This is a genomic window from Streptomyces sp. NPDC048337 (assembly GCF_043201175.1).
In the GTDB taxonomy this organism is placed as follows: domain Bacteria; phylum Actinomycetota; class Actinomycetes; order Streptomycetales; family Streptomycetaceae; genus Streptomyces.
The window spans coordinates 97,144-120,526 of the sequence record NZ_JBICYR010000005.1 but is presented as its reverse complement, the minus strand read 5'-3'; the positions used below and the strand labels follow the sequence as shown (position 1 = coordinate 120,526).

Annotated in this window: 19 protein-coding genes and 2 pseudogenes; 11 read left to right on the top strand and 10 right to left on the bottom strand. The window is 72.8% G+C overall.

The features are described 5' to 3' along the window. Positions 1 to 14: 14 nt before the first annotated feature. Entirely contained in the window at positions 15 to 650 is a 636-nt protein-coding gene (locus tag ACGFYU_RS10625; protein WP_393826898.1) for a TetR/AcrR family transcriptional regulator, read from the bottom strand. A gap of 155 nt (positions 651 to 805) precedes the next feature. On the opposite strand from ACGFYU_RS10625, the gene ACGFYU_RS10620 reads away from it, so the two are divergent. From ACGFYU_RS10620 to ACGFYU_RS10585, 8 genes and pseudogenes are all read left to right on the top strand, one after another. Then, a complete protein-coding gene (locus ACGFYU_RS10620) occupies positions 806 to 1,963 on the top strand; it encodes an agmatine/peptidylarginine deiminase (RefSeq protein ID WP_393826897.1) in 1,158 nt (385 codons plus the stop codon). Positions 1,964 to 2,348: 385 nt separating this feature from the next. Beyond that, entirely contained in the window at positions 2,349 to 3,761 is a 1,413-nt protein-coding gene (locus ACGFYU_RS10615) for a family 2B encapsulin nanocompartment shell protein (RefSeq protein ID WP_393826896.1), read from the top strand. Positions 3,762 to 3,860: 99 nt separating this feature from the next. After that, the gene (locus tag ACGFYU_RS10610) at positions 3,861 to 5,186 is read left to right on the top strand and encodes a family 2 encapsulin nanocompartment cargo protein terpene cyclase (RefSeq protein ID WP_393826895.1); all 1,326 of its coding nucleotides are present in this window, start codon (positions 3,861 to 3,863) and stop codon (positions 5,184 to 5,186) included. 2 nt (positions 5,187 to 5,188) lie between these two features. Continuing rightward, positions 5,189 to 6,094, top strand: coding sequence for a geranyl diphosphate 2-C-methyltransferase (locus ACGFYU_RS10605; RefSeq protein WP_393826894.1), 906 nt, complete (start codon positions 5,189 to 5,191; stop codon positions 6,092 to 6,094). Positions 6,095 to 6,279: 185 nt separating this feature from the next. Continuing rightward, positions 6,280 to 6,518: pseudogene (locus ACGFYU_RS10600) on the top strand (hydrogenase maturation protein); the annotation flags it as partial. A gap of 42 nt (positions 6,519 to 6,560) precedes the next feature. After that, positions 6,561 to 6,755: pseudogene (locus tag ACGFYU_RS10595) on the top strand (hydrogenase expression/formation protein HypE); the annotation flags it as partial. Between the two features lie 65 nt (positions 6,756 to 6,820). Further along, on the top strand, positions 6,821 to 7,291 hold the full coding sequence (locus tag ACGFYU_RS10590; protein ID WP_393826893.1) for a hypothetical protein: 471 nt from the start codon (positions 6,821 to 6,823) through the stop codon (positions 7,289 to 7,291). 69 nt (positions 7,292 to 7,360) lie between these two features. Continuing rightward, on the top strand, positions 7,361 to 7,720 hold the full coding sequence (locus ACGFYU_RS10585) for a monovalent cation/H+ antiporter complex subunit F (RefSeq protein WP_393826892.1): 360 nt from the start codon (positions 7,361 to 7,363) through the stop codon (positions 7,718 to 7,720). A gap of 7 nt (positions 7,721 to 7,727) precedes the next feature. On the opposite strand, the gene ACGFYU_RS10580 is transcribed toward ACGFYU_RS10585, so the two are convergent. The 6 genes from ACGFYU_RS10580 to ACGFYU_RS10555 all read right to left on the bottom strand — a co-directional run bounded on the left by ACGFYU_RS10580 (position 7,728) and on the right by ACGFYU_RS10555 (position 15,876). Further along, complete coding sequence (locus ACGFYU_RS10580; protein WP_393826891.1) at positions 7,728 to 8,282, bottom strand: hypothetical protein; 555 nt, start codon at positions 8,280 to 8,282, stop codon at positions 7,728 to 7,730. Positions 8,283 to 8,457: 175 nt separating this feature from the next. Continuing rightward, the gene (locus tag ACGFYU_RS10575) at positions 8,458 to 8,691 is read right to left on the bottom strand and encodes a hypothetical protein (protein WP_393826890.1); all 234 of its coding nucleotides are present in this window, start codon (positions 8,689 to 8,691) and stop codon (positions 8,458 to 8,460) included. A gap of 136 nt (positions 8,692 to 8,827) precedes the next feature. Beyond that, complete coding sequence (locus ACGFYU_RS10570; protein WP_393826889.1) at positions 8,828 to 10,027, bottom strand: methyltransferase domain-containing protein; 1,200 nt, start codon at positions 10,025 to 10,027, stop codon at positions 8,828 to 8,830. 336 nt (positions 10,028 to 10,363) lie between these two features. Then, positions 10,364 to 11,038, bottom strand: coding sequence for a pyridoxal 5'-phosphate synthase (locus tag ACGFYU_RS10565; protein ID WP_393826888.1), 675 nt, complete (start codon positions 11,036 to 11,038; stop codon positions 10,364 to 10,366). 156 nt (positions 11,039 to 11,194) lie between these two features. Continuing rightward, positions 11,195 to 13,600 (bottom strand): PQQ-binding-like beta-propeller repeat protein, encoded by a 2,406-nt coding sequence (locus ACGFYU_RS10560; RefSeq protein WP_393826887.1) that lies wholly within the window; start codon positions 13,598 to 13,600, stop codon positions 11,195 to 11,197. Between the two features lie 11 nt (positions 13,601 to 13,611). Further along, on the bottom strand, positions 13,612 to 15,876 hold the full coding sequence (locus tag ACGFYU_RS10555) for a protein kinase (protein ID WP_393826886.1): 2,265 nt from the start codon (positions 15,874 to 15,876) through the stop codon (positions 13,612 to 13,614). 196 nt (positions 15,877 to 16,072) lie between these two features. Here ACGFYU_RS10555 and ACGFYU_RS10550 point away from each other — a divergent pair, with 196 nt between their 5' ends. Both ACGFYU_RS10550 and ACGFYU_RS10545 read left to right on the top strand, forming a co-directional pair. Then, positions 16,073 to 16,795 carry a PQQ-binding-like beta-propeller repeat protein gene (locus ACGFYU_RS10550; RefSeq protein ID WP_393826885.1) on the top strand — a complete coding sequence of 241 codons (723 nt, stop codon included), beginning with the start codon at positions 16,073 to 16,075 and terminating at the stop codon, positions 16,793 to 16,795. 36 nt (positions 16,796 to 16,831) lie between these two features. Then, the gene (locus tag ACGFYU_RS10545) at positions 16,832 to 19,279 is read left to right on the top strand and encodes a WD40/YVTN/BNR-like repeat-containing protein (protein ID WP_393826884.1); all 2,448 of its coding nucleotides are present in this window, start codon (positions 16,832 to 16,834) and stop codon (positions 19,277 to 19,279) included. Positions 19,280 to 19,296: 17 nt separating this feature from the next. Here the strand turns inward: ACGFYU_RS10545 and ngcE are convergent, their stop codons facing one another. After that, a complete protein-coding gene (gene ngcE, locus ACGFYU_RS10540) occupies positions 19,297 to 20,592 on the bottom strand; it encodes an N-acetylglucosamine/diacetylchitobiose ABC transporter substrate-binding protein (protein ID WP_393826883.1) in 1,296 nt (431 codons plus the stop codon). A 335-nt stretch (positions 20,593 to 20,927) separates the two neighbouring features. Between ngcE and ACGFYU_RS10535 the strand changes: the two genes are divergently transcribed. Continuing rightward, on the top strand, positions 20,928 to 21,590 hold the full coding sequence (locus ACGFYU_RS10535; RefSeq protein ID WP_393826882.1) for a prolyl oligopeptidase family serine peptidase: 663 nt from the start codon (positions 20,928 to 20,930) through the stop codon (positions 21,588 to 21,590). A gap of 70 nt (positions 21,591 to 21,660) precedes the next feature. Here ACGFYU_RS10535 and ACGFYU_RS10530 read toward each other — a convergent pair whose 3' ends face one another. Continuing rightward, positions 21,661 to 22,296, bottom strand: coding sequence for a pyridoxamine 5'-phosphate oxidase family protein (locus tag ACGFYU_RS10530; protein WP_393826881.1), 636 nt, complete (start codon positions 22,294 to 22,296; stop codon positions 21,661 to 21,663). Next, entirely contained in the window at positions 22,293 to 23,378 is a 1,086-nt protein-coding gene (locus ACGFYU_RS10525) for a LuxR family transcriptional regulator (RefSeq protein WP_393826880.1), read from the bottom strand. Before ACGFYU_RS10525 ends, ACGFYU_RS10530 begins: the two co-directional genes overlap by 4 nt. Between the last annotated feature and the right edge of the window lie 5 nt (positions 23,379 to 23,383).

Below are 23,383 nucleotides of genomic sequence, written 5' to 3'. Positions count from 1 at the left end.
GGGGTCCGGCGGGGTCAGGTCCCGGCGGCGAGCGTACGGATCAGGGTGGGCAGCACCGCCCCGGAGTCGACCTCGGAGCCCAGCGACTCCGCGGCGGCCAGGCCGTCCACGGCGGCGGCCACGGCCTCGCCCAGCAGCCGCGGGTCGACGGCCCCGCCCCGCTCCTCGGCCAGGACCTGGAACAGCGTGACGAAACAGCCGCGCCAGCGCCGGTACTCCGCCTCCAGCGCCTCCCGGACCCGTGCGTCGTTCAGGGCGTGCCAGTGCAACGCGGAGTGGAGGTGGGAGAGTTCGCCGCCCTCGGGCCGGCCTAGCAGCTCGACCACCCGGTCGGCCCGCTCCGCGAAGGACCCGGGAGCGGAGGCCGCCTCCTCCAGGGGGTGGATCCACTCGGGTCGGATGTCCGCGATGACCGCCAGTACGAGATCGGTCCGGTCCTGGAAGTGGTAGTGGCACATCCCGTGCGAAACGCCGCACAGGGCCGCCACGTTGCGGGTGGTGAACCGTTCGCTCATCCCGCCCGCCAGCAGGGTCCGCGCGGCGGCGATCAGTCGCGCCCGGGTCTGTTCGCCCTTCGCCGAGACCCGGGACCGCCCCGCGCGGGCAGCGGGAGCGGACAGGTCCGGGGAGTTCTTCGCGGAAGCTGCCATGGCGTCACTCTAACGAGCCCGCGCGCCGTCACCTGCGGCTTTCCCCGATCCTTCGGAACGGCCCCGTCTCAACTATTGACCGAGCGCTTGGCCAGTTTTAGCTTTCCGGTCAACCCCGCTGTTCTCGCGGGGAGTTGAGTACAAGGAGACCCCTCATGAACGCTCACGCAGCACACCCGCCCGCGCCCGGCGAGGGCATGGGCAGACGAAGGTTCCTCGCAGCGGCGGGGCTCACCGCCGCTGCCGCCGCGCTCGCGGCGACCGAGGGCAGGGCCCGCGCGGCAGCCCGCCCCGCCCCGGCGGCGGGCGCCTTCCGCGTACCGATCGAAGACGTCCGCCACACGCGCACCTGGATGGCCTGGCCCGACAGCACCTCCATCTGGGGCGGCAAGCTCGGCGGCGTCCAGTCGGACATCGCCCTCATCGCCCGCACCATCGCCACGTACGAGCCGGTCTACCTCTGCGCCAACTCCGGCAGTGCCGCCAAGGCCCGCTCCCTGTGCGGCCCGACGGTCACCGTCCTCTCCACCATCCCCGTCGACGACTGCTGGATGCGCGACACCGGCCCGGTCTTCCGCACCGACGGAGCGGGCGGCCTGGACGCCGTCGGCCTGAACTTCAACGGCTGGGGCAACAAGCAGGCCCACTCCAGGGACGCCCTGGTCGCTGGCCGGATCGCCGCCCACCTCGGCGTCCCGTTCACCGCCGCCGCCCTGGTGGGCGAGGGCGGCGCGGTCGAGCAGGACGGCGCGGGCACCCTGATGGCCACCCGCAGCAGCCTGGCGAACAGGAACCGCAACCCCAACATGTCGCAGACCCAGATCGAGGCCGCGCTGCGCACCGCCTACGGCGCCTCCAAGGTCATCTGGTTCGACGGCGTGACCGGCCAGGACATCACCGACGACCACGTCGACGCGACCTCCCGCTTCCTCGCCCCCGGGAAGGCCCTCGTCCAGATGCCCCTGGCCTCGGACACCGACGTCTACGCCAAGGACGCGCGCCAGCAGTACCAGATCCTGTCCGGAGCCACGACCGCGGGCGGCGGCCGCATGACCGTCGAGAAGCTCCAGGGCCCCGACTACGACAAGATCCGCTCCACCAACCGGGACTTCCTCGCCTCCTACGCCAACTACTACGTGTGCAACGGCGCGGTCGTCACCGGCCAGTTCGGCGACACCCGGGCCGACGCGGCGGCGAAGGCCACGCTGACCCGCCTCTTCCCGGGCCGCGTCGTCGAACAGCTCGACATCGACCGCCTCGGCACCGGTGGCGGCGGCATCCACTGCGTCACCCAGCAGCAGCCGATGCCCTGACTCTCCACGGCAGGCCGGTGGCCGAGCGCCACCGGCCTGCCCGTCGTATCCCGCAGGCCCCTCGGCGCTTCCGCATCACGGCCGAGGGGCCCTGACATGTGCGTCGTCCGGCTCGAACAGGGCCGCGACGTGCGTGTCGTGACGCCGGCCGCGGGGCGCCACGCCTCCGGACCTGGCCGAATGCCGTCGGCCGCCCCCGCAAACACGATGCGGGACAAGATCACTGCATCGAGGTAATGGCGGGGGTTTCTCAAGGTCGACTGGACGTAGGGGCCGTTAATGTTCCCCCGGATCTGGACGGATTCCCGGATATTCGCCCTCTTTTTCCTCTTTCACCGGTGACGTGCACCCATGCCGGTCACCGCCCTTAAGGAGAGCTCGACCGATGACCGTTGACACCAGCCCGGAAGCGCAGCTGGAGCCGCCCCAGCAGTCCAGCCTGAGCACGGCGGCCGCCCGCAACCTTGCCAGCACGACCAAGTCCGCTCCGCAGATGCAGGAGATCACCTCCCGGTGGCTGCTGCGGATGCTCCCGTGGGTGGAGACCAAGGGCGGCACCTACCGGGTGAACCGCCGGCTGAGCTACACCGTCGGCGACGGACGCATCGAGTTCATCCAGGACGGCGGCGACGTCCGGGTGATCCCGCGCGAGCTCGGCGAACTGGCCCTGCTCCGCGGCTTCGACGACGAAGAGGTGCTGACCGCGCTCGCCGGCCGCTGCGTCCAGCGCGACTTCCGGGCCGGCGAGGTACTGGTCGAGCGCGGCACCCCCGCCGAGCAGATCCACCTGATCGCCCACGGCCGGATCAACCAGACCTCCGTCGGCAAATACGGGGACGCGGTCGCCGTGGCCGTACTCGCGGACGGAGCGTCGTTCGGCGAGAACGCCCTGCTCGACGCCGACGCCACGTGGGACTACACGGCCACCGCCGAGACCCCCGGCACCCTGCTCACCCTGTCCCGCACCGAGTTCGCCGCCGTGCTGTCCTCGGCACCCAGCCTCCAGGCGCACATCCAGCGGTTCAGCTCGCTGCCCCACCAGCGGCAGAACAAGCACGGCGAAGCCGAGATCGCGATGTCGGCCGGCCACACGGGCGAGGCCGAACTGCCCGGCGCCTTCGTCGACTACGAGCTCAAGCCCCGCGAGTACGAACTCTCCATCGCGCAGACCGTGCTGCGGATCCACACCCGCGTCGCCGACCTCTACAACGGCCCGCACAACCAGACCGAGGAGCAGCTCCGGCTCACCATCGAGGCGCTGCGCGAGCGCCAGGAGCACGAGCTGGTCAACAACAGGGAGTTCGGCCTGCTCCACAACGCCGACTTCAAGCAGCGCATCCAGACCCACTCCGGCCCGCCCACCCCGGACGACCTCGACGAGCTGCTCTGCCGCCGCCGCGGCACCAAGCTCTTCCTCGCCCACCCCCGCACGATCGCGGCGATCGGGCGCGAGCTCAACTCCCGCGGGCTCTACCCGGACCACGTCGACGTCGGCGGGCAGTCCGTCCCGGCCTGGCGCGGGGTCCCGATCCTGCCCTGCAACAAGATCCCGATCACCAAGGACAACACCAGCTCGGTCATCGCCATGCGTACGGGTGAGGACAACCAGGGCGTCATCGGCCTGCGGCAGACCGGTCTGCCGGAGGAGTACGAGCCGGGCCTGTCGGTGCGCTTCATGGGCATCGACGAACGGTCGATCATCTCCTACCTCGTCTCCACCTACTACTCCGCCGCGGTCCTGGTGCCCGACGCGCTCGGCGTGCTGGAGAACGTGCAGATCGCCCGCAGGCGCGACTAGCGGACCCACCCGACGGCCCACGACAGCCCGGACCCTCCCGGGTCTACCGAGCATGCCCGGGATCCGGAACAGCCCACCCATCTCATCAAGGAGCCACGGATGCCCGATCCCGGGCCTTCCCCGCTGCAGTCGAGCCTGCCCGGCGCTGCGGCCCGATTCGGAGCCCACGTCCTCGTCACCGCCCAGGCCTCCGGTGCCGAAGCCGCCGCCGGCGTCCTGCCCGTCCCGCCGTCGCCGCCCGTGCTGCCGTCCGGCCCCGCCCCCTTCCCCGCCACCGGGGCCGGTCCGGCAGTACCGCAGGAAGGCGCGGACACCGTACGGCAGGCCGCTCCCGCCCTGGAACGGATCCTGCGCGGACCCAGCGGTCTGGGCACGGAGAGCCTGCACTGGGGCCGGCGCGAGGAGCTTCCGGTACCCCCGGAGCCGAAGGCGGCGGCACCGGCGGCGGGCAATCCGATCCCGGGCCTCTACTACCACCCGGTTCCGGAGCCCGACCCGGCGCGGGTGGAGGAGGTCAGCCGGAGGATCAAGCGATGGGCGGTGGACGAGGTCCAGGCGTACCCCCCGGAGTGGGAGGACCAGTTCGACGGCTTCTCCGTGGGCCGCTACATGGTCGCCTGCCACCCCGATGCCCCGACCATGGACCACCTGATGCTCGCCACGCGGCTGATGGTCGCCGAGAACGTGGTCGACGACGTCTACTGCGAGGACCACGGCGGTTCGCCCGTAGGACTGGGCGGAAGGCTTCTGCTGGCGCACACCGCCCTCGACCCGGTCCACACGACGAAGGAATACGCGCCCGCATGGGAGGAGTCGCTCCTCTCGGACGCCCCGCGGCGCTCCTACCGCTCCGCCATGGAGTACTTCGTCCAGGCGGCCACCCCCTCCCAGGCCGACCGGTTCCGGCACGACATGGCCCGGCTGCACATGGGGTACCTCGCCGAAGCGGCCTGGGCCGAGACGAACTACGTCCCGGAGGTGTCCGAGTACCTGGCGATGCGCCAGTTCAACAACTTCCGCCCCTGCCCCACCATCACCGACACCGTCGGCGGCTACGAACTGCCGGCGGACCTGCACGCGCAGCCCGCCATGCAGCGGGTCATCGCGCTCGCGGGGAACGCCACCACCATCGCCAACGACCTGTACTCGTACACCAAGGAACTCGAGGCCCGCGGCAAGCACCTGAACCTGCCGGTGGTCATCGCCGAACGGGAGGGCCTCTCCGACAAGGAGGCCTACCTGAAGGCGGTCGAGGTCCACAACGACCTCATGCACGAGTTCGAGGCGGCCTCCGCCGAGCTGGCCGTCTCCTGCCCCGACCCGCGGGTCCTGCGCTTCCTGCGCGGCGTGGCCGTGTGGGTCGACGGCAACCACTACTGGCACATGAGCAACACCTACCGCTACACCCTGCCCGACTTCTGGTAAGGATGGACTTATCCGTGACTAGCACCGATCTCACCACCACCGCGCCCTCTACCGGCACTTCCGTGATCATCCCCGCCCCTGCGACGCCCTACCAGGGGGACATCGCCCGCTACTGGAACAACGAGGCCAGGCCCGTGAACCTGCGGCTCGGCGATGTCGACGGCCTTTACCACCACCACTACGGCATCGGCGACATCGACCACGCCGCCCTCGGCGACACCGCCGACAGCGAGTACGAGAAGAAGCTGGTTGCCGAACTCCACCGCCTGGAGTCGGCACAGGCCGAACTGCTCCTGGACCACCTCGGCCCCATCGGGCAGGGCGACACCCTCGTGGACGCCGGCTGTGGCCGCGGCGGCTCGATGGTCATGGCCCACCAGCGCTTCGGATGCAAGGTCGAGGGCGTCACCCTGTCGGCCAAGCAGGCCGACTTCGCCAACCAGCGGGCCCGCGAACTCGGCATCGAGGACCACGTCCGGGCCCGCGTCTGCAACATGCTGAGCACGCCCTTCGAGACCGGGCAGGCCGCGGCCTCGTGGAACAACGAGTCGAGCATGTACGTCGACCTGCACGACCTCTTCGCCGAGCACGCCCGCGTCCTCGCGGTCGGCGGCCGCTACGTGACTATCACCGGCTGCTGGAACCCGCGTTACGGCCAGCCCTCGAAGTGGGTCTCCCAGATCAACGCGCACTTCGAGTGCAACATCCACTCCCGCCGCGAGTACCTGCGCGCCATGGCCGACAACCGTCTCGTACCGCAGGCCGTCGTCGACCTGACCCCCGCGACCCTGCCCTACTGGGAGCTGCGGGCCACGTCTTCGCTGGTCACGGGCATCGAAGAGGCGTTCATCGAGTCCTACAAGGACGGCTCCTTCCAGTACGTCCTGATCGCGGCCGACCGCGTCTGACCCGCCGACAGCGGAAAGGGCCGGTCCCGTCACCCGACGGGCCCGGCCCTTTCGCGGCGCATCCACCAGGTGGCGGCCCGCGAGCCCCCTTCCGAGTGACATCCCCGCAGGGCCTCGACGCCCGACGGGCGGCCGCGGCCGACGATCGCCAGCGGCCGTACCCGTTCCGGCCGACGGGAGATCACGTGCACGTCCTGCTCGCCGCCGGCGCCTTCAACAGCCTCACCCAGCGGGTCCACGCCGAACTGAGGGACCACGGCCACCACGTGTCCTTCGAACTCGCCCTGTCCGCGACGTCCTGGCCGAGGCCGTCCGCCGCCACCGGCCGGACCTCGTCCTGGCGCCGATGCTGAAGACGGCCGTTCCCCGCGCGGTCTGGTCCGCGCACGCATGCCTGCAGCATCGGAGACCTCTCGGTCAACGGCACGGTCAACGACCTGGCCATGAGCGGAGCCCGGCCGCCTACCTGGTGGCGTTCGTACCCCGCGAACACGCCGAGGACGTACTCGACGCGATGCGCGACCACCCGCTGGGCCGGCGCGCCGCCGTGATCGGCGAGGCGGTCGAGGCCCACCCCGGTCTGGTCGTGGCCCGCACGGGCCTCGGCGGCACCCGCGTGGTCGACCTGCCGATCGGGGAGCAACTGCCACGGATCTGCTGACAGCGCGGGGCGTAGGAATCTGTGTCCGCGGGCCCAGGGAGGCCCGATCGAGGGGAGGAATCAGGGTGCGCGGCGTGGTGGTCGAGTTCCTCGGCTGGTGGGGCGCTCTCACGGGCATCGCCCTGGTGGCGATCAGCGCCGTCGACCCCGTCGAACTGCTGGTGGCCGGCGCCGCGGCGGCCGGCGCGGCCGCCGTGGCCCTGCGGATGCGGCGGGCGGCCGGCGTGCGGGTGCGCGGGACGTCGCGAGCCCTGCGGGCCTGTGCGTCGCTGGCCTTCGCAGCCGTCGCCGGCCTCGGCACCCTCGTACGGGTGATCGCCCGGCCGGCGGTGCGGGTGGGCCGGATCCGGCGCGTCCGGCTGCGCACGGGAGCCGATCCGGGATGGGCGGGGGTGGCTCTGGGGTGGTCCGCCGACACCTGCGTCGTCGATCTGCCCGAGCCGTCCGAGGGACCCGCGGAGGCCGTCGTACACACCTTCAGGGATTCGTCGGGCGGGCCGGAGCGCGCGGTGGGCCGCCGGGACGGCACGCGATGAGCGCCGTACCCGCCACCACGTGGTCGGCCGCCGCGCTGGTGCTGCCGGGCGGCGGCCCGCGGCAGCGCGGTGCGCCGACTGGCCGGGCTGTGCCTGGCGGGTACGGTGACAGGCGCCGTCCTCCTGGTGCTGCCCATGGCCTTCCACCGCTCCTCGTACCAGGACCTGGCCCTCGTGTTCGCCGCGCTCTCCCCGGCCGGGGTCCTGGTCTTCACCCGCTTCGCCGGTGCCCACCCGCCGTCCGGGGACGGCCGAGATGGCCTTCGTGTCCGCCCTGTCGACCGTGCTGCTGTGGACCGGTGTCGGACGTGTCCTCACGAGCGCGGCAGCCCTGGTGCTCCTGAGCAGCCCTGGTACTGGCCGGCCTGCCGCCCTTCGGCCCCGGGCTGGGCAAGGCGCTCGGCGAGGAGGCGGCGGGCCTCGGGCTGACCCCGGTCTACCTGCTGACCTCCGCGGTGACGGGAGCCACCCTGCTCGGGGCGGCGGCCCGGATCTTCCGTGGCGCGGGGCAGCGGCCGCGCTCCGGCCCGCGCGATGCCGGGACCACGGGCGAGGGCGAGGGACCGGAGGTCCGGGCCGCCCGGCGGTCGCCGCGCCCGCCCATGGTGGCGGTCCCGGCCGTGCTGCTGGCGCTGGGCCTGCTCGTCGGCGCGGTTCCGGCCGTGGCGGAGAGCCTGGGGCACGGCGCGGCGCTCTTCACCGACCGGGCCGGATACGCCGCCGCGGCGGGCGGTCCGGCCGTGGCGGCCGTACCCATGGAGTGGACGGCGTGGGGGGCCTCGCTCTGCTTGCCCTCCTGCTGCTGCAGGAGGGCCGCGGCGCTGGCGTCGCGCTTGCGCTGGACGGCGTGTTCGGCGCGTCGCTCGGAGTTCTTCGGCAAGGCCGGCAGCAGCAGGGAAACCGCGCCGATGGAGTCGCCGGCGAGGTGCTGCCACTCGGTGGGCGGGCCCAGGACGTGGACGACCACCAGACCGGCCACCAGGGCAGGCACAGCAGGGAGAAGGTGGCGGAGCTCGTGAAATCGGAGGCCGGCTCGGCGAGCCTCGCGAAGCGGCCGGCCCGGCCTCGGCCCCCGCTCTTCTCCGCCGGGTGTCGGAAGGCCATCCCGTGCGCCTACCCGAGGCGGATCGCCCCACACCCGCCGCAGCGGATCCGCCCGGGCACGACTACGCGGGGTCCTTGTGGCCGCTTGGTTCGGCCGACGTCCGCAGGACCGTTCCGAAGGCGGTCATGCAGGGGTCGCAGTAGCGTTCGGTTGCCGCGGTGACCGCGGGCCCGGTCGCGAACGCGTCCGGTGCGATGAGACCTCCACAGAGGGTGCCGGCCATCGGGGCCTTGGCAACGACGTGCCAGATCAGTTCGCATCGGTCGGCGGTGGACTCGGCGCGCATTTCGTACATGGGCGTGCCTTTCTGCGAGTGAGCGGGCGGGGAGCGGGCCCCCAGTCCATGAGAGGGCCGTCGGTCCCAAGGGGCCAGTCGGGGTAGGCCATCGGAGGGAAATACGGCCGCCCAGGGTTTGAAGGCGTCCACACGGTCACCGCGCGCGGACGGCACGGGCGAGGAAGTGGTGCTCGGCGTCGTCGTAGACGGTCAGCCGCCATCCCGTGGTGTGCAGCACCGGCCGGAGGTTCGGTTCGGCGAGCGGGTCGTCGGCGCTCAGGGGGCGCCCGTGGCGGGCCGCCCGCTCGGCACGGCCCGACGGGTGGAAGAGGAGGAGCACGCCGTCGTCGGCGCTGACGCGCGCCCACTCGCGCAGCGCGGTGCGCGGGTGGGGCAGGTGGTCGAGGAGGCCCGCCGCGAAGATGCCGTGCACCGATGCCGTGGGGAGGGGGAGTCGGGCGCAGTCGGCCAGGAGCAGCTGCCCGCAGTCGACGCGGCCGATGCCGGCGGCCGCGGTGAGCATGGCGTGGGTGACGTCGACCCCGAGGACCGTGCCCTCGGCGCCGACCTGTGCGCGCAGGGCGGGCATCGCCCGTCCGGTGCCGCAGCCCAGATCCAACGCGGCCGCGCCGCGCGGCAGTTCCATACGGGCGACCGCGGCTTCGTAGGCCGGGGTCTGGTAGGCGAAGCGGTCCTCCCACGCGCCGGCCCGCCGGGTGAAGAAGGCGCGGGTGGCGGTGTGTTCGGCGCGGGCCGCCACCAGCGCCGCGAACCGTGCCAGTACGCGCTCCTGCCACGGCTCAGGGAGGGCGGGCGCGGTGTTCGACTCCCCGAGGGGGAACCGCACGCCCCAGGCACTGGCGCCGATGCGGAACGCCTGTACGGGGTGGTGCTCGTCCGAGGCCAGGACCACGGCCTGCGCGGGCAGTTCCACGCAGTCGCCGTCCCGGTGCAGTACCTGCGACCGCGCGGGCGTACTGGCGAACAGCGGATCCGAGCCCGCCGCCGGGGTGAGCCCCAGCGGCCCCCAGCCGCTCGGGCCGCTCGGCGCGTCGGAAGGGCTCGACGCCGAGCGGGCGGCACCGCCCGCCGCCACGGCCAGCAGCTGTGCGCCCTCGCCGAGCCCGAGTACGGGCACCTCGGCCGCCAGCGCGCCGCGCAGCAGCGCGAGCTCCGCGGAGCGGGTCACCTTCGGGCCGTCCGCCACCACCAGTGCGTCGACTCCGGCGAGGTCGTCGGGCAGGTCGCCCGTCCATGCCCGGTACGCGCGCAGGTCCAGCCCGGCGGCTGCCACGGCGGCGCAGAGGGCGTGGGGGCGTGCCTCTGGTGTGTGCTGCAGGATGACGACTGCCACCGGCCACTCCTTACGTACGAGCCATGGCGGCTCCGCGCCGAAACCGCCCGACGGAATGACGGAGCCCCTGCTCTCCGAACACCGCGATCGGCGAGCAGGGGCTTCCTCACCACGCCCGCCGTGACAGCGAGAGCCGCCAAGCGGTCCGGGGGCGCGTGCGGAAACCGGCCAGGTTGGCCTGTCTGGGGACAGTGAATCATTCAAGAGGTGAATCTGCCAGAGTGGCCAGCATCTGCGAGCAAAAATCCACATTCAGCTTGTAACTGCTGAAGCGCTGGCCTCAGGCCCCGGACGCGAGGTCGGCGCTGCCGTCCTGGGTGCGTGTGTTCATGGTCGCTACGACCAGAGCTGGAAGCGGTCCCAGCCGTCGGCGGTGCGCTCGTAACGCAGTCGGGTGTGGATGCGGCTCCTCGCGGCCTGCCAGAACTCGACCTCGGTGGGGGCGAGGGTGTAGAGCGTCCACGCGGAGTCGACGAGCGAGGGTTCCTTGTCGATCAGGGCCAGGGACTTCTCCAGGGCCCGGTCGCGCTCCGCGGTGTCCATCAGGTACTGGCTCTGGCGGGCCAGCAGGGACTCGGCGCGGGCCGTGCGCGAGCGGCCGAGGAAGTCGGCGGCGTTGTCCTCCGCCGAGCCGGGGGTCACGATGCCGCGGATCCTCACCTGGCGGCCGTGCTCCGGCCAGTAGAAGGTGAGCGCCGCGCGCGGGTGGCAGGCGAGCTGGCCGCCCTTCGGGCTGAAGGCGTGCGCGGCGAACTGCCAGCCCGAGCCGTCCACCCCCTTGAGGATCAGCACGCGGGCGTCGGGATCGCCCGCGGAGTCGACCGTGGACAGGGTCATGGCGTGCGGATCGCGCACGCCGTCCGCCACGGCTTCGAGCAGCCAGGAGAGGAAGAGCCGTACCGGCTCGGCCGGCGCCGCCGCCGGGTCGAACTCCGGCAGCGGGCCCGCGAACACCTCGAGGCCCCGCAGCCACTGCCGCGTGCCGTCCACACGCTCCGAGCGCACTGTCATTCCCAGCTCCTTCGGACACCGACAACCGGACGCACACTTCAGCACTGTGCATCCTGCATCCGCGAGGCTGGGTTCGTAAATCGGCTGGCAAATGCTTGTTCAATCGCCCAAGAGGGCCACAGTTGCGGTCTGGGGGAGTTGTACGTCCCGACGGGCTCAGGAAGTCGTCGTCCCGGACGCGCTGATGGCCACCAGGCCCTTCGGGCCGTTCCCGTACACGCGTCCGCCGCCCGCCCAGAGCGGGACCTGGCTGTACGTCACGGTCGCGTTCAGCTCGTACGTCCAACGGGCTTTGCCGTCCTGGGCGTTCATGGCCCACATCTTGCCGCCCGCCGCCAGGTAGACGGTGTCGTCGGCGCTCTGGAGGCCCAGCATGCCGATGTTCACGCCGCCGTCGATCGCGCCCGCCCAGCGCACGTTGCCGTTCGCCGCGTCGAAGGCGTAGACGAGGATCGAGAGTGCCTTCAGGCCGGTTCCGCGCCCGGCGGCGTAGACGGTCTTTCCGTCGGGGCTCGCCACCACCGCCTTGAACGGCACCTTCGGGGACTGCCAGGCGACCTGGCCGTTGGCCGGGTCGATGGCGTAGAGGCCGTCGGTGACGTGGAGGAAGAAGCCGCCGGCCGAGGAGTGCGCGCCGTCGGCCCAGCCTCCGGCGCCCTGCATGATGGCGTCCATCCTGCTTCCCGCGGCGCCGGGGGCGGGCTGCTCCCAGGTGCCCCTCCCCTGGCCGCCGATCGGGATGCCCGCGATCTTGGGGGCGCTTCCGTCGGTGTTGGCGCTCACCCACATCAGCTGGTTACCGGAAGACGGCAGGAACAGTTTGCCCTGGCTGTACTGCGTGTCCGGGTCCGTGATGTTCACCGCCCAGGTGACCTTCCGCTGCGCGGGGTCCACGGTGCAGACGAACGGCCCGCTGCGGTACTGGAACTTGTCCTTGGGATCGGCGGAGGGGTTCATGGTCATCGTGGTCGACGTGCCGGTGATGTAGACCTGCCCGTCCAGGAGACCGAGCACCGACACGTTGGTCGCCGTCTGCTGCGGCAGCGGCAGGGTCCACGCCTCGGCGCCGTTGTCGAGGCGGATCGCCCGCAGGATCTTGGAGGTCACGCTCGCGCCGGCGGGAGCGACGGTGAAGACCAGGCCCCCGCCGATGGCCGCGACGTTGGTGATGAGGGGTGCGTAGACCGGGTCACCCGGCTTGGCCAGCGGGCCCCAGAGCGGGGCGCCGGTCCGGCCGACGGCCCAGATGTTCTTGGCGCTGAGCGCGAGGACCGTCTCGCCCTCGCCCGCGATCTGTACGAGGGGTTCGGCGACCGGAGCCGTCCACAACGGGGTCGCGGTCACCTCGGTGCCGAGCGGGCGCTCCGGGTCGGTGAGGGCGTGGGAGGAGGACTTGGCGCCGGAGGACTTCCCGGAGCCGTCGCGCGTGAGCCACAGCCCGAGCCCCGTGCCGCCGCCGGCCAGCGCCACCGTCCCGGCCGCGACCCCGAGCAGCAGGCGGCGACGGCTGGGACCGCTCGGCGGGGGCGTCGGGACCGGCTGGTCCGCGGGCTGATCCGCGGGCTGGAGTCCGGGCTGTGGCGCGTACGGGGGAGCCGGAGCGTTCCCCCCGGGTGGGGGAGTGGAGGCGGTCACCGCCGGTGCCATCACCGCCGCCGCCTCCTCGATCGCGGTGATCAGGGCGGGCGGTAGCCACGCCCCCGCGGGGCGCGGGGCCGCGACCCTTTCGACGTACTGGACCACCTCGCGCGGGGTGGGCCGGTCGGCGGGGTCCTTCGACAGACAGGCGGAGACCAGGAGCCGCAGCGAGTCCGGCACGGCCGACAGGTCCGGCTCCTCCCGTACCACCCGCTTGAGGACGTCCACGGGCCGTCCGCCGTCGAACACCCCCGAGCCGCGCGAGGCGAACGCGAGGGTCGCCCCCAGCGAGAACACGTCGCTCGCCGGGCCGAGCGGGGCGGCCGTGGCCTGCTCCGGCGACATGTACGAGGGCGTGCCGAGGATCATCCCGGTGGCCGTCAGGGCCGTGCCGTCCGTGGCCCGTGCGATCCCGAAGTCGATGACGTGCGGGCCGTCCAGGGCGAGCAGCACGTTGCCCGGCTTGAGGTCACGGTGGGTCAGCCCGGCCGCGTGGATGGACTCCAGTGCCTCGGCGATGCCGGCGGCGAGCGAGCCCAGCGCCGACTCCGGTAACGGGCCGCCGATCGCCACCGCCCGCCCCAGGGACACGCCCGGCACGAAGGCCGTCGCCATCCACGGCACCGGGCCGTCGGGGTCGGCGTCCACGACCGGCGCGGTGAAGGCGCCGGAGACGGCGCGCGCGGCCGTCACCTCGGCCCGGAACCGGGCCCGGAAGTCCGCGTCGGCGGCCAGTTCCGGCCGTACGAGCTTCACCGCGACCGTCCGGCCGCCGGCCGAACGCCCGAGGTACACCGCGCCCATGCCTCCGGCGCCCAGCCGGCCGAGCAGCGCGTACGGGCCGATCCGCAGCGGGTCGGAGGGGTCCAGCGGCTCCAGCGGCGGCCGTGGGCCCTGGGGTTCCTGCGCGTCCTGTGGTTCCAACGGCTGCATCCTCAGGCTCCGTTCGCGTTCAGGGCGGCGACGGTCGTCGTGCCCGGGTTGGACAGGACGAGCCGGCCGTCGCCGGCGGTCCAGGCGAGGCTCAGGGGGTCGGTGTCCTTCCAACCGGTGAACTTCCAGCGGAACTTGCCGTTCGAGGCGTCGAAGGCCCACAGCACGCAGTCCGCCCCCATCCGGTAGACGTTCCCGTCGGAGTACAGCAGGCGGGCCCCGAAGGCGGCCGAGTCCTTGGGTTCGGCCGGGAGCGGCGCCTTCCACTTGGTCTTGCCGGTCGCGGACTCCAGGGCGGCCAGGGAGCGGCCGCCGTCCTTGTCCCGCCACAGGGCGTACAGGACGCCGCCCTGTTCGTCGGTGGCGATGCCGTCGCCCCGTGCGGACATGCCGACGGCGCCAGCGGACTTCCACGCCTGCCGGCCGGTCGCGGGTTCCAGGGCGGACATCGTGCCCGCGGCGTCGACGAGGACGAAGTACCGGCCCGCGGCGGCGACCGTGGCGGGCTTGTATCCCTTCGTCCAGGCGACGCTGCCCTTCGCGTCGAGCGCGACCAGTTTCTCCGCGCCGGCGTACAGTGCGCCGCCGCCGGTGTGCGGCAGGGCCCACAGGGCGGGCAGCGTCTCCGCGGTGTGGTACCAGGCGGTGCCGCGCGTGGCGAGGTCGAGCGCCCACACGCCGAATCCCCCGGTCACGCCTCCCTCCTGGTACGTCATGGAGATCGCGTGGGCGCGGCCGTCGCGGATGCCGCAGAAGCCGGACACCCCCAGGCCGCCCACCTCGTTCAGCGTGGCCTTCCAGGGGTCCTTGCCGTCGGCCAGGCCCATGCTGAGGACGGCGGTCCTGGGAGGGGACTTCGGATCGGCCGGCTGGATGCCGGTGGTCCCGCCCACGTAGAGGCGGCCGCCGTCCATGGCGGCGATGTTCCTTGGGAGGGGCCCTGTGACATTGAAGGTGAGGCCGTGGTCCTTGCTGCTCACGGTCCACTTGGGGCGGCCCTGGTAGTCGACCGCCCAGATCTGGTTCAGGGTCACGCACGCGACGATCCCGTTCGCGGAGAGCACCTGGGTGCTGCCGGCGGGCGCGTGCACCTGCCAGGCCAGCTTCGCGTCGGGGACGTCGTTCGCCGAGGGGCGGGGCGAGCCGCCGGCTCCCCTGGAGGTGTCCCGGTTCAGCGCCCACACGGTCCCGCCGCCGCCGACGGCGAGGGTCCCGCCGGCCAGGCCGAGGAGCAGCTTGCGGCGGCTCGGGCCGAGGCCCGGCAGGGTCTGCTCCGGCACCGTCCCGGAGCCGCCGGGGAGGACCTGCGTCGGGCCGGTGAGCGGCATCGTCGGTGCGGGGGGTGCGAGGGCGGCGGTGGGCGCTTCCGCGGGGTCCGGTCCGGGCAGCGCCGTGAGCACCGCCCGCAGGGCGAGGACGTCCGCCGCCACCGGCTCGGGGAGCCAGCCGGCCGAGGGGCGGGGGCGCTCGCCCTGCTCGACGTACGCGATCACCTCGCGCGGGGTGGGGCGCCGGCCGGGGTCCTTGGCGAGGCAGCGCTCGATCAACGGCCGCAGGCTCGGCGGGAGGGCGGCCAGGTTCGGGTCGGTGTGGACCACCCGGAACAGGACGGCGGCCCCCGCGCCGTCCCCGAAGGGGCTCGCGCCGCTCGCGGCGAAGGCGACCGTGGAGCCGAGGGAGAACAGGTCGCTCGCCGGGGTGAGATGCTGCCCCATCGCCTGCTCCGGCGACATGTAGGGGGCCGAGCCGATCACCGACCCGGTGGAGGTGAGGACCGTCCCGTCGGTGGCGCTGGCGATGCCGAAGTCGATCACGTGCGGCCCGTCCAGGGCCAGGAGGACGTTGCCGGGCTTCAGGTCGCGGTGGATCACCTCGGCCGCGTGCACCGAGACCAGGGCCTCCGCGAGGCCGGCCGTCAGCATCCGTAACGCGTCCTCGGGCAGCGGGCCGTGGGCGGCGACCGCCTTGTGCAGCGAGAGTCCGACGACGAACGAGGTCGCCATCCACGGGACTTCGGCGTCCGTGTCGGCGTCCACCACCGGGGCCGTGAACGCCCCCGACACCCGCCGGGCCGCCGCGACCTCCCGCCGGAACCGGTTCCGGAAGGCCGGATCCCGTGCCAGGTCGGGCCGTACGACCTTCACCGCCACCGTCCGGCCGCCGGCCGAGCGGCCGAGGTACACCTCCCCCATGCCACCCGCGCCGAGCCGTCCGGCAAGGGCGTACGGCCCGATCCGTAACGGATCGGCGGCACCCAGTCGTTCCATGTCTCGATTCCCCTCCCGTGGGGCCACAGGCTAGTTGCCCAGGGCCCCGGTAGGTAGATCGTTCCCCGGCACCGGGGTGATATGGGAGGCAATGGGCCCCGGCGGCTCCGGTTGCCGCCCCTCCCCGCCGGCGGGACGATGAATACCGAGCCATGTCCTGTGGCCGGATGTGACAACAGCCAGGGGATGACCCGTCGTGCCCGGTTTCCCGCGCGGAGTGGTCGACGGGGAGGGCCGCCGTGCGGTCGTGCACGACCGGGGCGGCACCCTCATCGCGCTCGACCCCGCGACCGGCGCCGTGCGGTGGCGCCACGGCAGCGGCCTGCGGCCGTGCGCGCTGCTCGGCGGTGGCGGCGCCGGTGCGGGCGTCGTGGTCGCCCTGCGCATCGAGGCCTCGCGAGCGCCGCGGGTGGTCGTGCTCGACGCCGGGACCGGGGAGGAGCGTTGGACCTCTCCGGAGGTCGTGTTGCCGACGTGGGTGCGCCCGGCCCTCGACGACTCACCCGGGTTCACCGTGGACACCGAAGAGGAAGGTGATGACCGGCTCGTCATCCGATGGAGCGCGCGATCGTGGTACGCGGGCGGGGCGTCGCCGAGTCCGCGCGCGGCCGCCGAACAGGCGCACGAGGCGTACGGGGCGCTGCGCGTCGATCTGTCGGGCGACCCTCCCTCGGTGGAGCCGCTGACCGAGTCGGCCGACCGGCCCCCGTCTCGGCCCGCCCCCGCCCCCGCACCCGCCCCCGACGTGCTGGAGTACGCCCAGGTAGGCGAGCTGCGCGTCGAGTCGGTCGTGCGCACGGGCTCGGGCGGCGAGGCAGCGCTCCTCCTGCGCGCCGTGGACCCGGCCACCGCCTCACCCGTCTGGGAGATGGTCCTGGACCGGACGGTCGAGAGCCGTGCCCGCAGGTTCCGCCCGTGACCCCAACTCCACCCCGTACACCCGCAGGAGCCCATCATGGCCATGTCGGACAAGCAGCTGGCCGAGGCCAAGCACATCACCGTCGAGCAGGTGCGGTTGCTGCGCGAGAGCCGGGGGACGACGAACGCGACCCTCGAAAGCCTTCCCGAGGCGCGGATGCAGCGGGCGCTGCGGCGCCTCAACTATCCGGACATGCCCGCCGCCCGTGAGCGCTTCCGGCTCGATCAGCAGCGCGGGGACGACGGCACGGTGGCCCCGCACGCGCTCGGGACGGCGCTCAGGCAGACGGAGTCCCGGCTGCGGAGCACCGCGCGGCGCCGGGTCACGGCGGGCATTCCGACGGGCCCCGGAGGCGGCCGCGGACGGGGGGCCGCGGGCCGGCCCTCGCCGACCGCCGGGATGTCCCTGACCCGCTGGGAATGGCTCGGGCCGGGCAACATCGGCGGCCGCACCCGCGGCATCGCGATCCACCCGACCCAGCCGCGCCGGATGTGGGCCGTGAGCGCGGGCGGCGGCGTATGGCACACGAAGGACGGCGGCACCGGCTGGGCGCCCGTCGACGACTTCCTCGGCAACCTCGCCTGCTCGTGCATCGCGATGGACCCCGCCGACCCCTCGACGATCTACGTCGGCACGGGCGAGGGCTTCTCGAACGGCGACGCGCTGCGCGGCAACGGCGTGTTCCGCACCACCGACCAGGCCGGCTGGGCCCCGATCGAATCGACCCAGACCCCGGACTTCCAGTTCGTGACCCGGATCGCGGTGTCGGGGACGGGGGCCGTGCTCCTCGTGTCCACCGCGACCGGCGTCTTCCGCAGCTCCGGTCCGGCGCGGGCGCGGTGGACGCGGGTCCTGGACGTCCCGGTCGGGTACGTCGCCTTCGATCCGCGGGACAACGGCCGTGCGGTGGCGGGCTCGCTGGACGTCGGCGAGGCGTGGTTCAGCAAGGACGGGGGCCGCACCTGGGAGGCCGCCGCCCACGGGCAGTGGGTGGGCCGGGTGGAGCTCGCGTACGCGGCGAAGAACCCGGACGTCGTGTACGCGTCGGTCCAGATGGACACCGGGGAGCTGTGGCGGTCGGACGACGGCGGTGAGACGTACCGGCGCAGGAAGACGCGGGACCCGGAGGGGCGCAAGGCGGAGTACCTGGGCGACCAGGGCTGGTACGACAACACGATCTGGGCCGGTGATCCGACCGACGAGAACCTCGTCATCGCGGGCGGGATCAACCTGTGGCGCAGTACGGACGGTGGCGACCGGGTGGCCGAGATCAGTACGTGGTGGCACCCCGCGTCGGCACACGCCGACCACCACGCCATCGTCTCGCACCCCGGCTACGACGGGGTCGCCAACCGGACGGTGTTCTTCGGCAACGACGGCGGAGTGTTCAAGGCGGCGGACCTCGCGGACGTGGGCAACGAACCCGAACCGCCGTTCGTCGACGGCTGGACGGAACTGGTCAACAACTACGGGGTCACCCAGTTCTTCGGCGGCGCCGGCAACACCATCAGCGGGAAGATCATCGGCGGTGCGCAGGACAACGGAACGATCTGCTTCGACCCGGCGGCCGGCACCGAGGGCTGGGTCTCCTTCTTCGGCGGTGACGGCGGCTGGTGCGCCGCGGACCCGACCGACCCGAACGTCCTGTACGGCGAGTACGTCCACCTGGCCATCCACCGCAACACCGACGGCGGCACCACGGAGGACATCCCCGGCAACACCTTCATCCACGGCCAGTTCCCGAACCCCGCGACGGGGGACCTGGACTGGAAGCCGGTGCCGTTCCGGATCACGGACGCCATGAACCGCGACGCGCTGTTCATCGCCCCGTTCGTACTGGACCCGAACAACGCGGACCGGCTGCTGGCGGGCGGCCTCTCCCTGTGGCGCACGAACGACGCGAAGCGGCCCAACACGGTGAACTCGGGGCCGAGCTGGCGGGCCGTCAAACCCGCCGCCGGATCTCTGATCAGCGCGATCGCGGTGGCGCCGGGCAACTCCGACGTGATCTGGGTGGGCCACGAGAACGGCATGGTCTTCCGCACCACCAACGGCACGGCCGCCACCCCCACCTGGTCCCGCCTCGGCGTCACCGGCACCCACCCGCTGCGGCCGCGGCGCTACTGCACGTCCGTCACCGCCCACCCGGCGGACGCGGACACCGCCTACGTCGCCTTCGGCGGCTACGAGCCGGACAACCTGTGGGTGACCCAGGACGGCGGCTCCCGCTGGGACGACCTGGCGGCCCTCCTCCCCGACGCCCCGATCCGCGCCCTCGCCCTCCACCCGCGCCGCACCGGATTCCTCTACTGCGGCACGGAGGTCGGCCTCTTCGCGAGCGAGGACGCCGGGGCGACATGGTCCCCGACGAACGAGGGGCCGACCAACTGCTCGGTCGACGACCTCTTCTGGATGGACGAGACTCTGGTCTGCGTCACCCACGGCCGCGGCATGTTCCGCATCGACCTCTCGACCGTCCCGTAGGGCGTCGGGCACGCGGGTCAGGGGTGGCGGTACTTGGGGACGGAGGGGTCCATCGCGGTGCGGTCCGCGGCCTGCTGGATGCGGGTGAGGGTCTCGGACGGGGACAGGCGGCCGGCCATCATCTCGCCGATCAGGCCCGCGATGACCTCGCGGTTGAGGGTCTGGTACCAGTCGGTGCGCGGCGCGATCGCATGGGCGCCGGCCGCCGCGGCCAGGGCGCTCGCCGAGGCGAGGCCCGGCGGCAGGTCCATGCCCTCGGCGGCTCCCCGTACGGTGGTCAGGGAGGACGAGGTGCGGGAGAAGTTCCGGGCGGAGTCCCGGGCCAGCATCAGCCGCAGCAGTTCCAGGCCGCCCTGCGGGTTGGCCGCGTCACGCGGGACGACGTACGCCTCGCCGACCTGGGCCCAGATGGTCTCGAAGGGCATCGCGTCGGAGGAGTCGAGCCCCGGGGGAGCGGCGACCGCCATCCGGAAGCCCGGCGGGGTCGTGGCAGCGGCCTCCTTCTCCACCCACGTGCCGTTGGGGATGAACAGGGCCTTGCCCTCGGTCCAGGCGGTCTGGGACCGGGTGTGGTCCAGCTCGGGCGTGCCGGGCAGGACGTAGCCCTTCGCCGCCAGCTCGTGGTACGCCTCGAAGGCCTGCCGGACGGCCGGATGGTGCCAGGCGTTCGGTTCCAGGTTCTCGATGGCCTTCATCACCGCGGGGCCGCCGATCTTGGCGATGAAGGGGTACAGGGTCCACTGGAGGTAGAAGGGGTACCGGCCCGGGTAGGTCCAGCCCGCGATGCCCTGCCGCGCGGCGGCCGCGCACAGCGCCAGCATCTCGTCCCAGGTCCTCGGATAGCTCCACCCGTGCTCCTCCAGCAGCCGCTCCGAGTACCAGAGGCCGAAGACGCTGTAGGCGTAGTTGAGGGCCCACACCTCCTCTCCGCCGAACCTGCCCTTCTGCGCGACGCCGTCGATCAGCGTCTCGCCGACCGTACGGGCCGGGTCGTCTACGGAGGGGACGGCCAGCAGGGGGCGCAGGTCCGTCAGGGCCCCGGCCGCGGCCAGTGCGGCCGTCGGCAGGGATTCGGGCCCCGTGTTGTCGAGGAGGTCGGGCGGCGTGCCGACGTCGAAGCGGGGTTGGAGGGCGGCCCGGATGTCGGGGACCGCGGTGTGGGTGATCTCCGCGCCGGGGAAGGCGGCGCGGTAGCGGTCCTCGGCCTCCAGGACGTACCGGTCGCCGAGGCCGCCGTCGAATACGACGACGTCCAGGTCGGCGGAGCCGTCCACTCCGAAGGGGCTGCCGGATTGTGTTTCCAATGTGTCCACCCTCAGCAGGCTTGAATTCGGGCACGCGATTATCGTGATGGCGCGGATTTGGCGGGAGTGAATGTACGGAAGAAGACTAGTCGGGCCCGGTATTGCTCCGGCCATAGCGCGGCCACAGGGAGAAGGGCCTTCCGGCGCTCTCGGGCACACCCTTTGACCTGTGTAAACGGGTGCAGTCGTACGAGGGTTGGGGTGCGGGGGGAAGTTCTGGACGCTTTTCCCCGGAAGTATTGCGGCGGGCTCCGCCGGGGATCCGCATGATGCGTTGACAGCCCCGGACGGGGGCGGGATGCTGAACTCCGGAATTCCGCCCCACCATTTCGAGGCAGGTGTGTGTGACCACAGTTCTGCAAACCCACGTATTCAAAGTCGATGACACCGGCAACAGCCTCCCGTACCTGCTGCACCTGCCGGGCGGCTACCGGGAGGACGAGGCCCGGAAATGGCCTGTTCTGCTCTTCCTGCACGGCGCCTCGGAGCGGGGCGACGACCCGATGGACCTCGTCGCGCACGGACCGGTCAAGCAGCTCGCCGAGGGCGCCGAACTGCCGTTCATCGTGGTGGCGCCGCAGTGTCCGGCGTACAGCACCTGGGCCTGCGAGATCAGCGGCGTGTACGCGCTGCTGGAGGAGGTGGGCACGCGCTACCGGGCGGACCCGGACCGCACCTACGTCACCGGCCTGAGCATGGGCGGGGCCGGGACGTGGGCCATCACCGCGCGCTACCCCGAGCGGTTCGCGGCCGCCGCGCCGATCTGCGGCTCGTGGATGCCCGAGGCCGCCGACCGGATCGGCATGCTGCCGGTGTGGGCCTTCCACGGCGAGGACGACCTCAACATCCCGGTCGCCCACACCGACAAGGTGGTGGCCGCCCTGCGCGAGCGGGGCAACGAGGCCCAGTACACCCGGTATCCGGGCGTCGGGCACGACGCGTGGACGCGGACCTACGACAACCCCGAGGTGTACGACTGGCTGCTGGCCCAGCGGCGCCCCGGCTGAGCCCGCGCCCGCCCCGCACGAAGGCCCGCCGGGAATCCTCCCGGCGGGCCTTCGCGCGTGCCCGCACGCCTCACGTCCCGCGCAGCGCGGCGAGTTCGGCGCGCAGGGCCGCGTTCTCCGCCTCCAGGTCCGCCATGCGGGACCGCACCGGATCGAGTGCCCGCGCCAGTTCCGCTTCGCTGTAGCGGGGGGTGATGTGGCGCGGGCAGTTCCAGTCCCAGCCCTCCACCGCGATGGTCACCAGCCGCTCCACCCGGCCCTCGGTACGGGGTGCGGACAGCCGCCGGACGAGCTCGGCGGGGGCCCGGTCGACGGGCACCGCGACGGCGTGCCCGTAGAGCTTCAGCCGCGTGCGGTGCGCGTGGTCGATGAAGAACAGCGCCGCCTTCGTACTGCCGCGCAGGTTCCCGGTGGTGATGTACTGGCGGTTGCCGCCGACGTCGGCGTAGCCGAGGGTGGTCGCGTCCAGGACGTGGACGAAGCCGGCCGGGCCGCCGCGGAACTGCACGTAGGGCCAGCCCGTTTCGCCGGTCGTGGCGAGGAGGAAGCCGTCGAGACCGGTGATGAAGGCCGCCTCGTTCTCGGTGAGCGGGTCCGGCTCCTCGGCCGGGACGGCCAGCCGGCGGCCCGCCGCCCGCCCGCTGCCCATCTCGTACTGGACCTCGCGGACCGCCGGGGTGTAGGCGAGGCGGGCGTAGCGGCTCATGCGGGCTCCTCCATCGCCATCAGGGCGTGCAGCCGCTGGTCCCGCCGCTCCCGTGCGGAGCCGACCAGCCCCGCCTGCGCGGCCCTGACCCCAGCCTGGAACCGGCTCTCCGCGGCCAGGTCCTGCATGATGGCGGCGACATGGCGGCGGAAGGACCGGTCGGACATGCCGATCCGGCGGGCGACGACCTCGTCCTTGATGCCCGAGGCCAGCAGCTCCAGGATGGTGGACCGCAGGTCGTCGAGGGTGTCCGCGTAGCCGACCGCGCCCGCCTCCAGGCGGAACGCGGACTGCCACACCAGATCGTGGATGGTGCCGAGGAAGGTCGCCACGCTGGGCTCGTAGACGATCGCGACACCGGCCTCGGCGTCGGCCGCGTCGGCGGGCACGAAGGCGACCTTGCGGTCGAAGGCGAGGAAGCGCCCGTGGATCTCGCGAGAGGTGCGCACCTCCCCGCCCGCCTCGGTCAGGACCCGTACCCGGGCCCGGGTGGCGGCGTCGCCGCGCGCCGTGTGGGGGTAGAGCGCCCGGGTGCGGACCCCGCGCCGGAGCGCTTCGAGGATCAGCGGGTGGGCGTGCCGCAGTTCGGTGTGCTCCCGGGCAACGCAGGGCTGCATCAGCAGGATTTCGCCGGTGCACTGCTGCGCTGCCTCCAGCAGTCGCAGCCGGATCTCCTCGGGATCGTCGGTGACGACCACGCTCTCGCCGCGCGGCCGGTCGCGGCGGTTGCTGTTGAAGGCCTCCATGAAGGAGTGCAGTTGGCCCTTGACCCCCGCCAGCCGGCGGCGGTTGTCGTGGATGGCCTGCTCCAGCGGTACGAGGAGCTCGACCTGGGCGGCCTCGGTGTCCACGGCGACCAGCTCGCCCCGGCGGCCGGCCGCGTCCTTGACCAGCCGCAGCCCGCGCAGCACGCGCACGGCCTCGTCGACGCGGCGGCGCGGGGCGTTCAGTTCGCGGACCAGTGCCTCGGGGGTGACGGCCCGGCGGCCGAGGGCGTGCTCGTAGACCCGGACGGCGAACTCGTCCACGGTGCCGTCCGGTCCGGGCTCGGCGAGCAGGCTCCGAGCGGCGGTGCTGTCCATGATCG

Coding starts and splice junctions, on each gene's coding strand:
- ACGFYU_RS10525 (WP_393826880.1), bottom strand. CDS start 23,378: ATGGACAGCACCGCCGCTCGGAGCCTGCTCGCCGAGCCCGGACCGGAC.
- ACGFYU_RS10555 (WP_393826886.1), bottom strand. CDS start 15,876: ATGGAACGACTGGGTGCCGCCGATCCGTTACGGATCGGGCCGTACGCC.
- ACGFYU_RS10610 (WP_393826895.1), top strand. CDS start 3,861: ATGCCCGATCCCGGGCCTTCCCCGCTGCAGTCGAGCCTGCCCGGCGCT.
- ACGFYU_RS10615 (WP_393826896.1), top strand. CDS start 2,349: ATGACCGTTGACACCAGCCCGGAAGCGCAGCTGGAGCCGCCCCAGCAG.
- ACGFYU_RS10530 (WP_393826881.1), bottom strand. CDS start 22,296: ATGAGCCGCTACGCCCGCCTCGCCTACACCCCGGCGGTCCGCGAGGTC.
- ACGFYU_RS10565 (WP_393826888.1), bottom strand. CDS start 11,038: ATGACAGTGCGCTCGGAGCGTGTGGACGGCACGCGGCAGTGGCTGCGG.
- ACGFYU_RS10545 (WP_393826884.1), top strand. CDS start 16,832: ATGGCCATGTCGGACAAGCAGCTGGCCGAGGCCAAGCACATCACCGTC.
- ACGFYU_RS10625 (WP_393826898.1), bottom strand. CDS start 650: ATGGCAGCTTCCGCGAAGAACTCCCCGGACCTGTCCGCTCCCGCTGCC.
- ACGFYU_RS10575 (WP_393826890.1), bottom strand. CDS start 8,691: ATGTACGAAATGCGCGCCGAGTCCACCGCCGACCGATGCGAACTGATC.
- ACGFYU_RS10605 (WP_393826894.1), top strand. CDS start 5,189: ATGGACTTATCCGTGACTAGCACCGATCTCACCACCACCGCGCCCTCT.
- ACGFYU_RS10620 (WP_393826897.1), top strand. CDS start 806: ATGAACGCTCACGCAGCACACCCGCCCGCGCCCGGCGAGGGCATGGGC.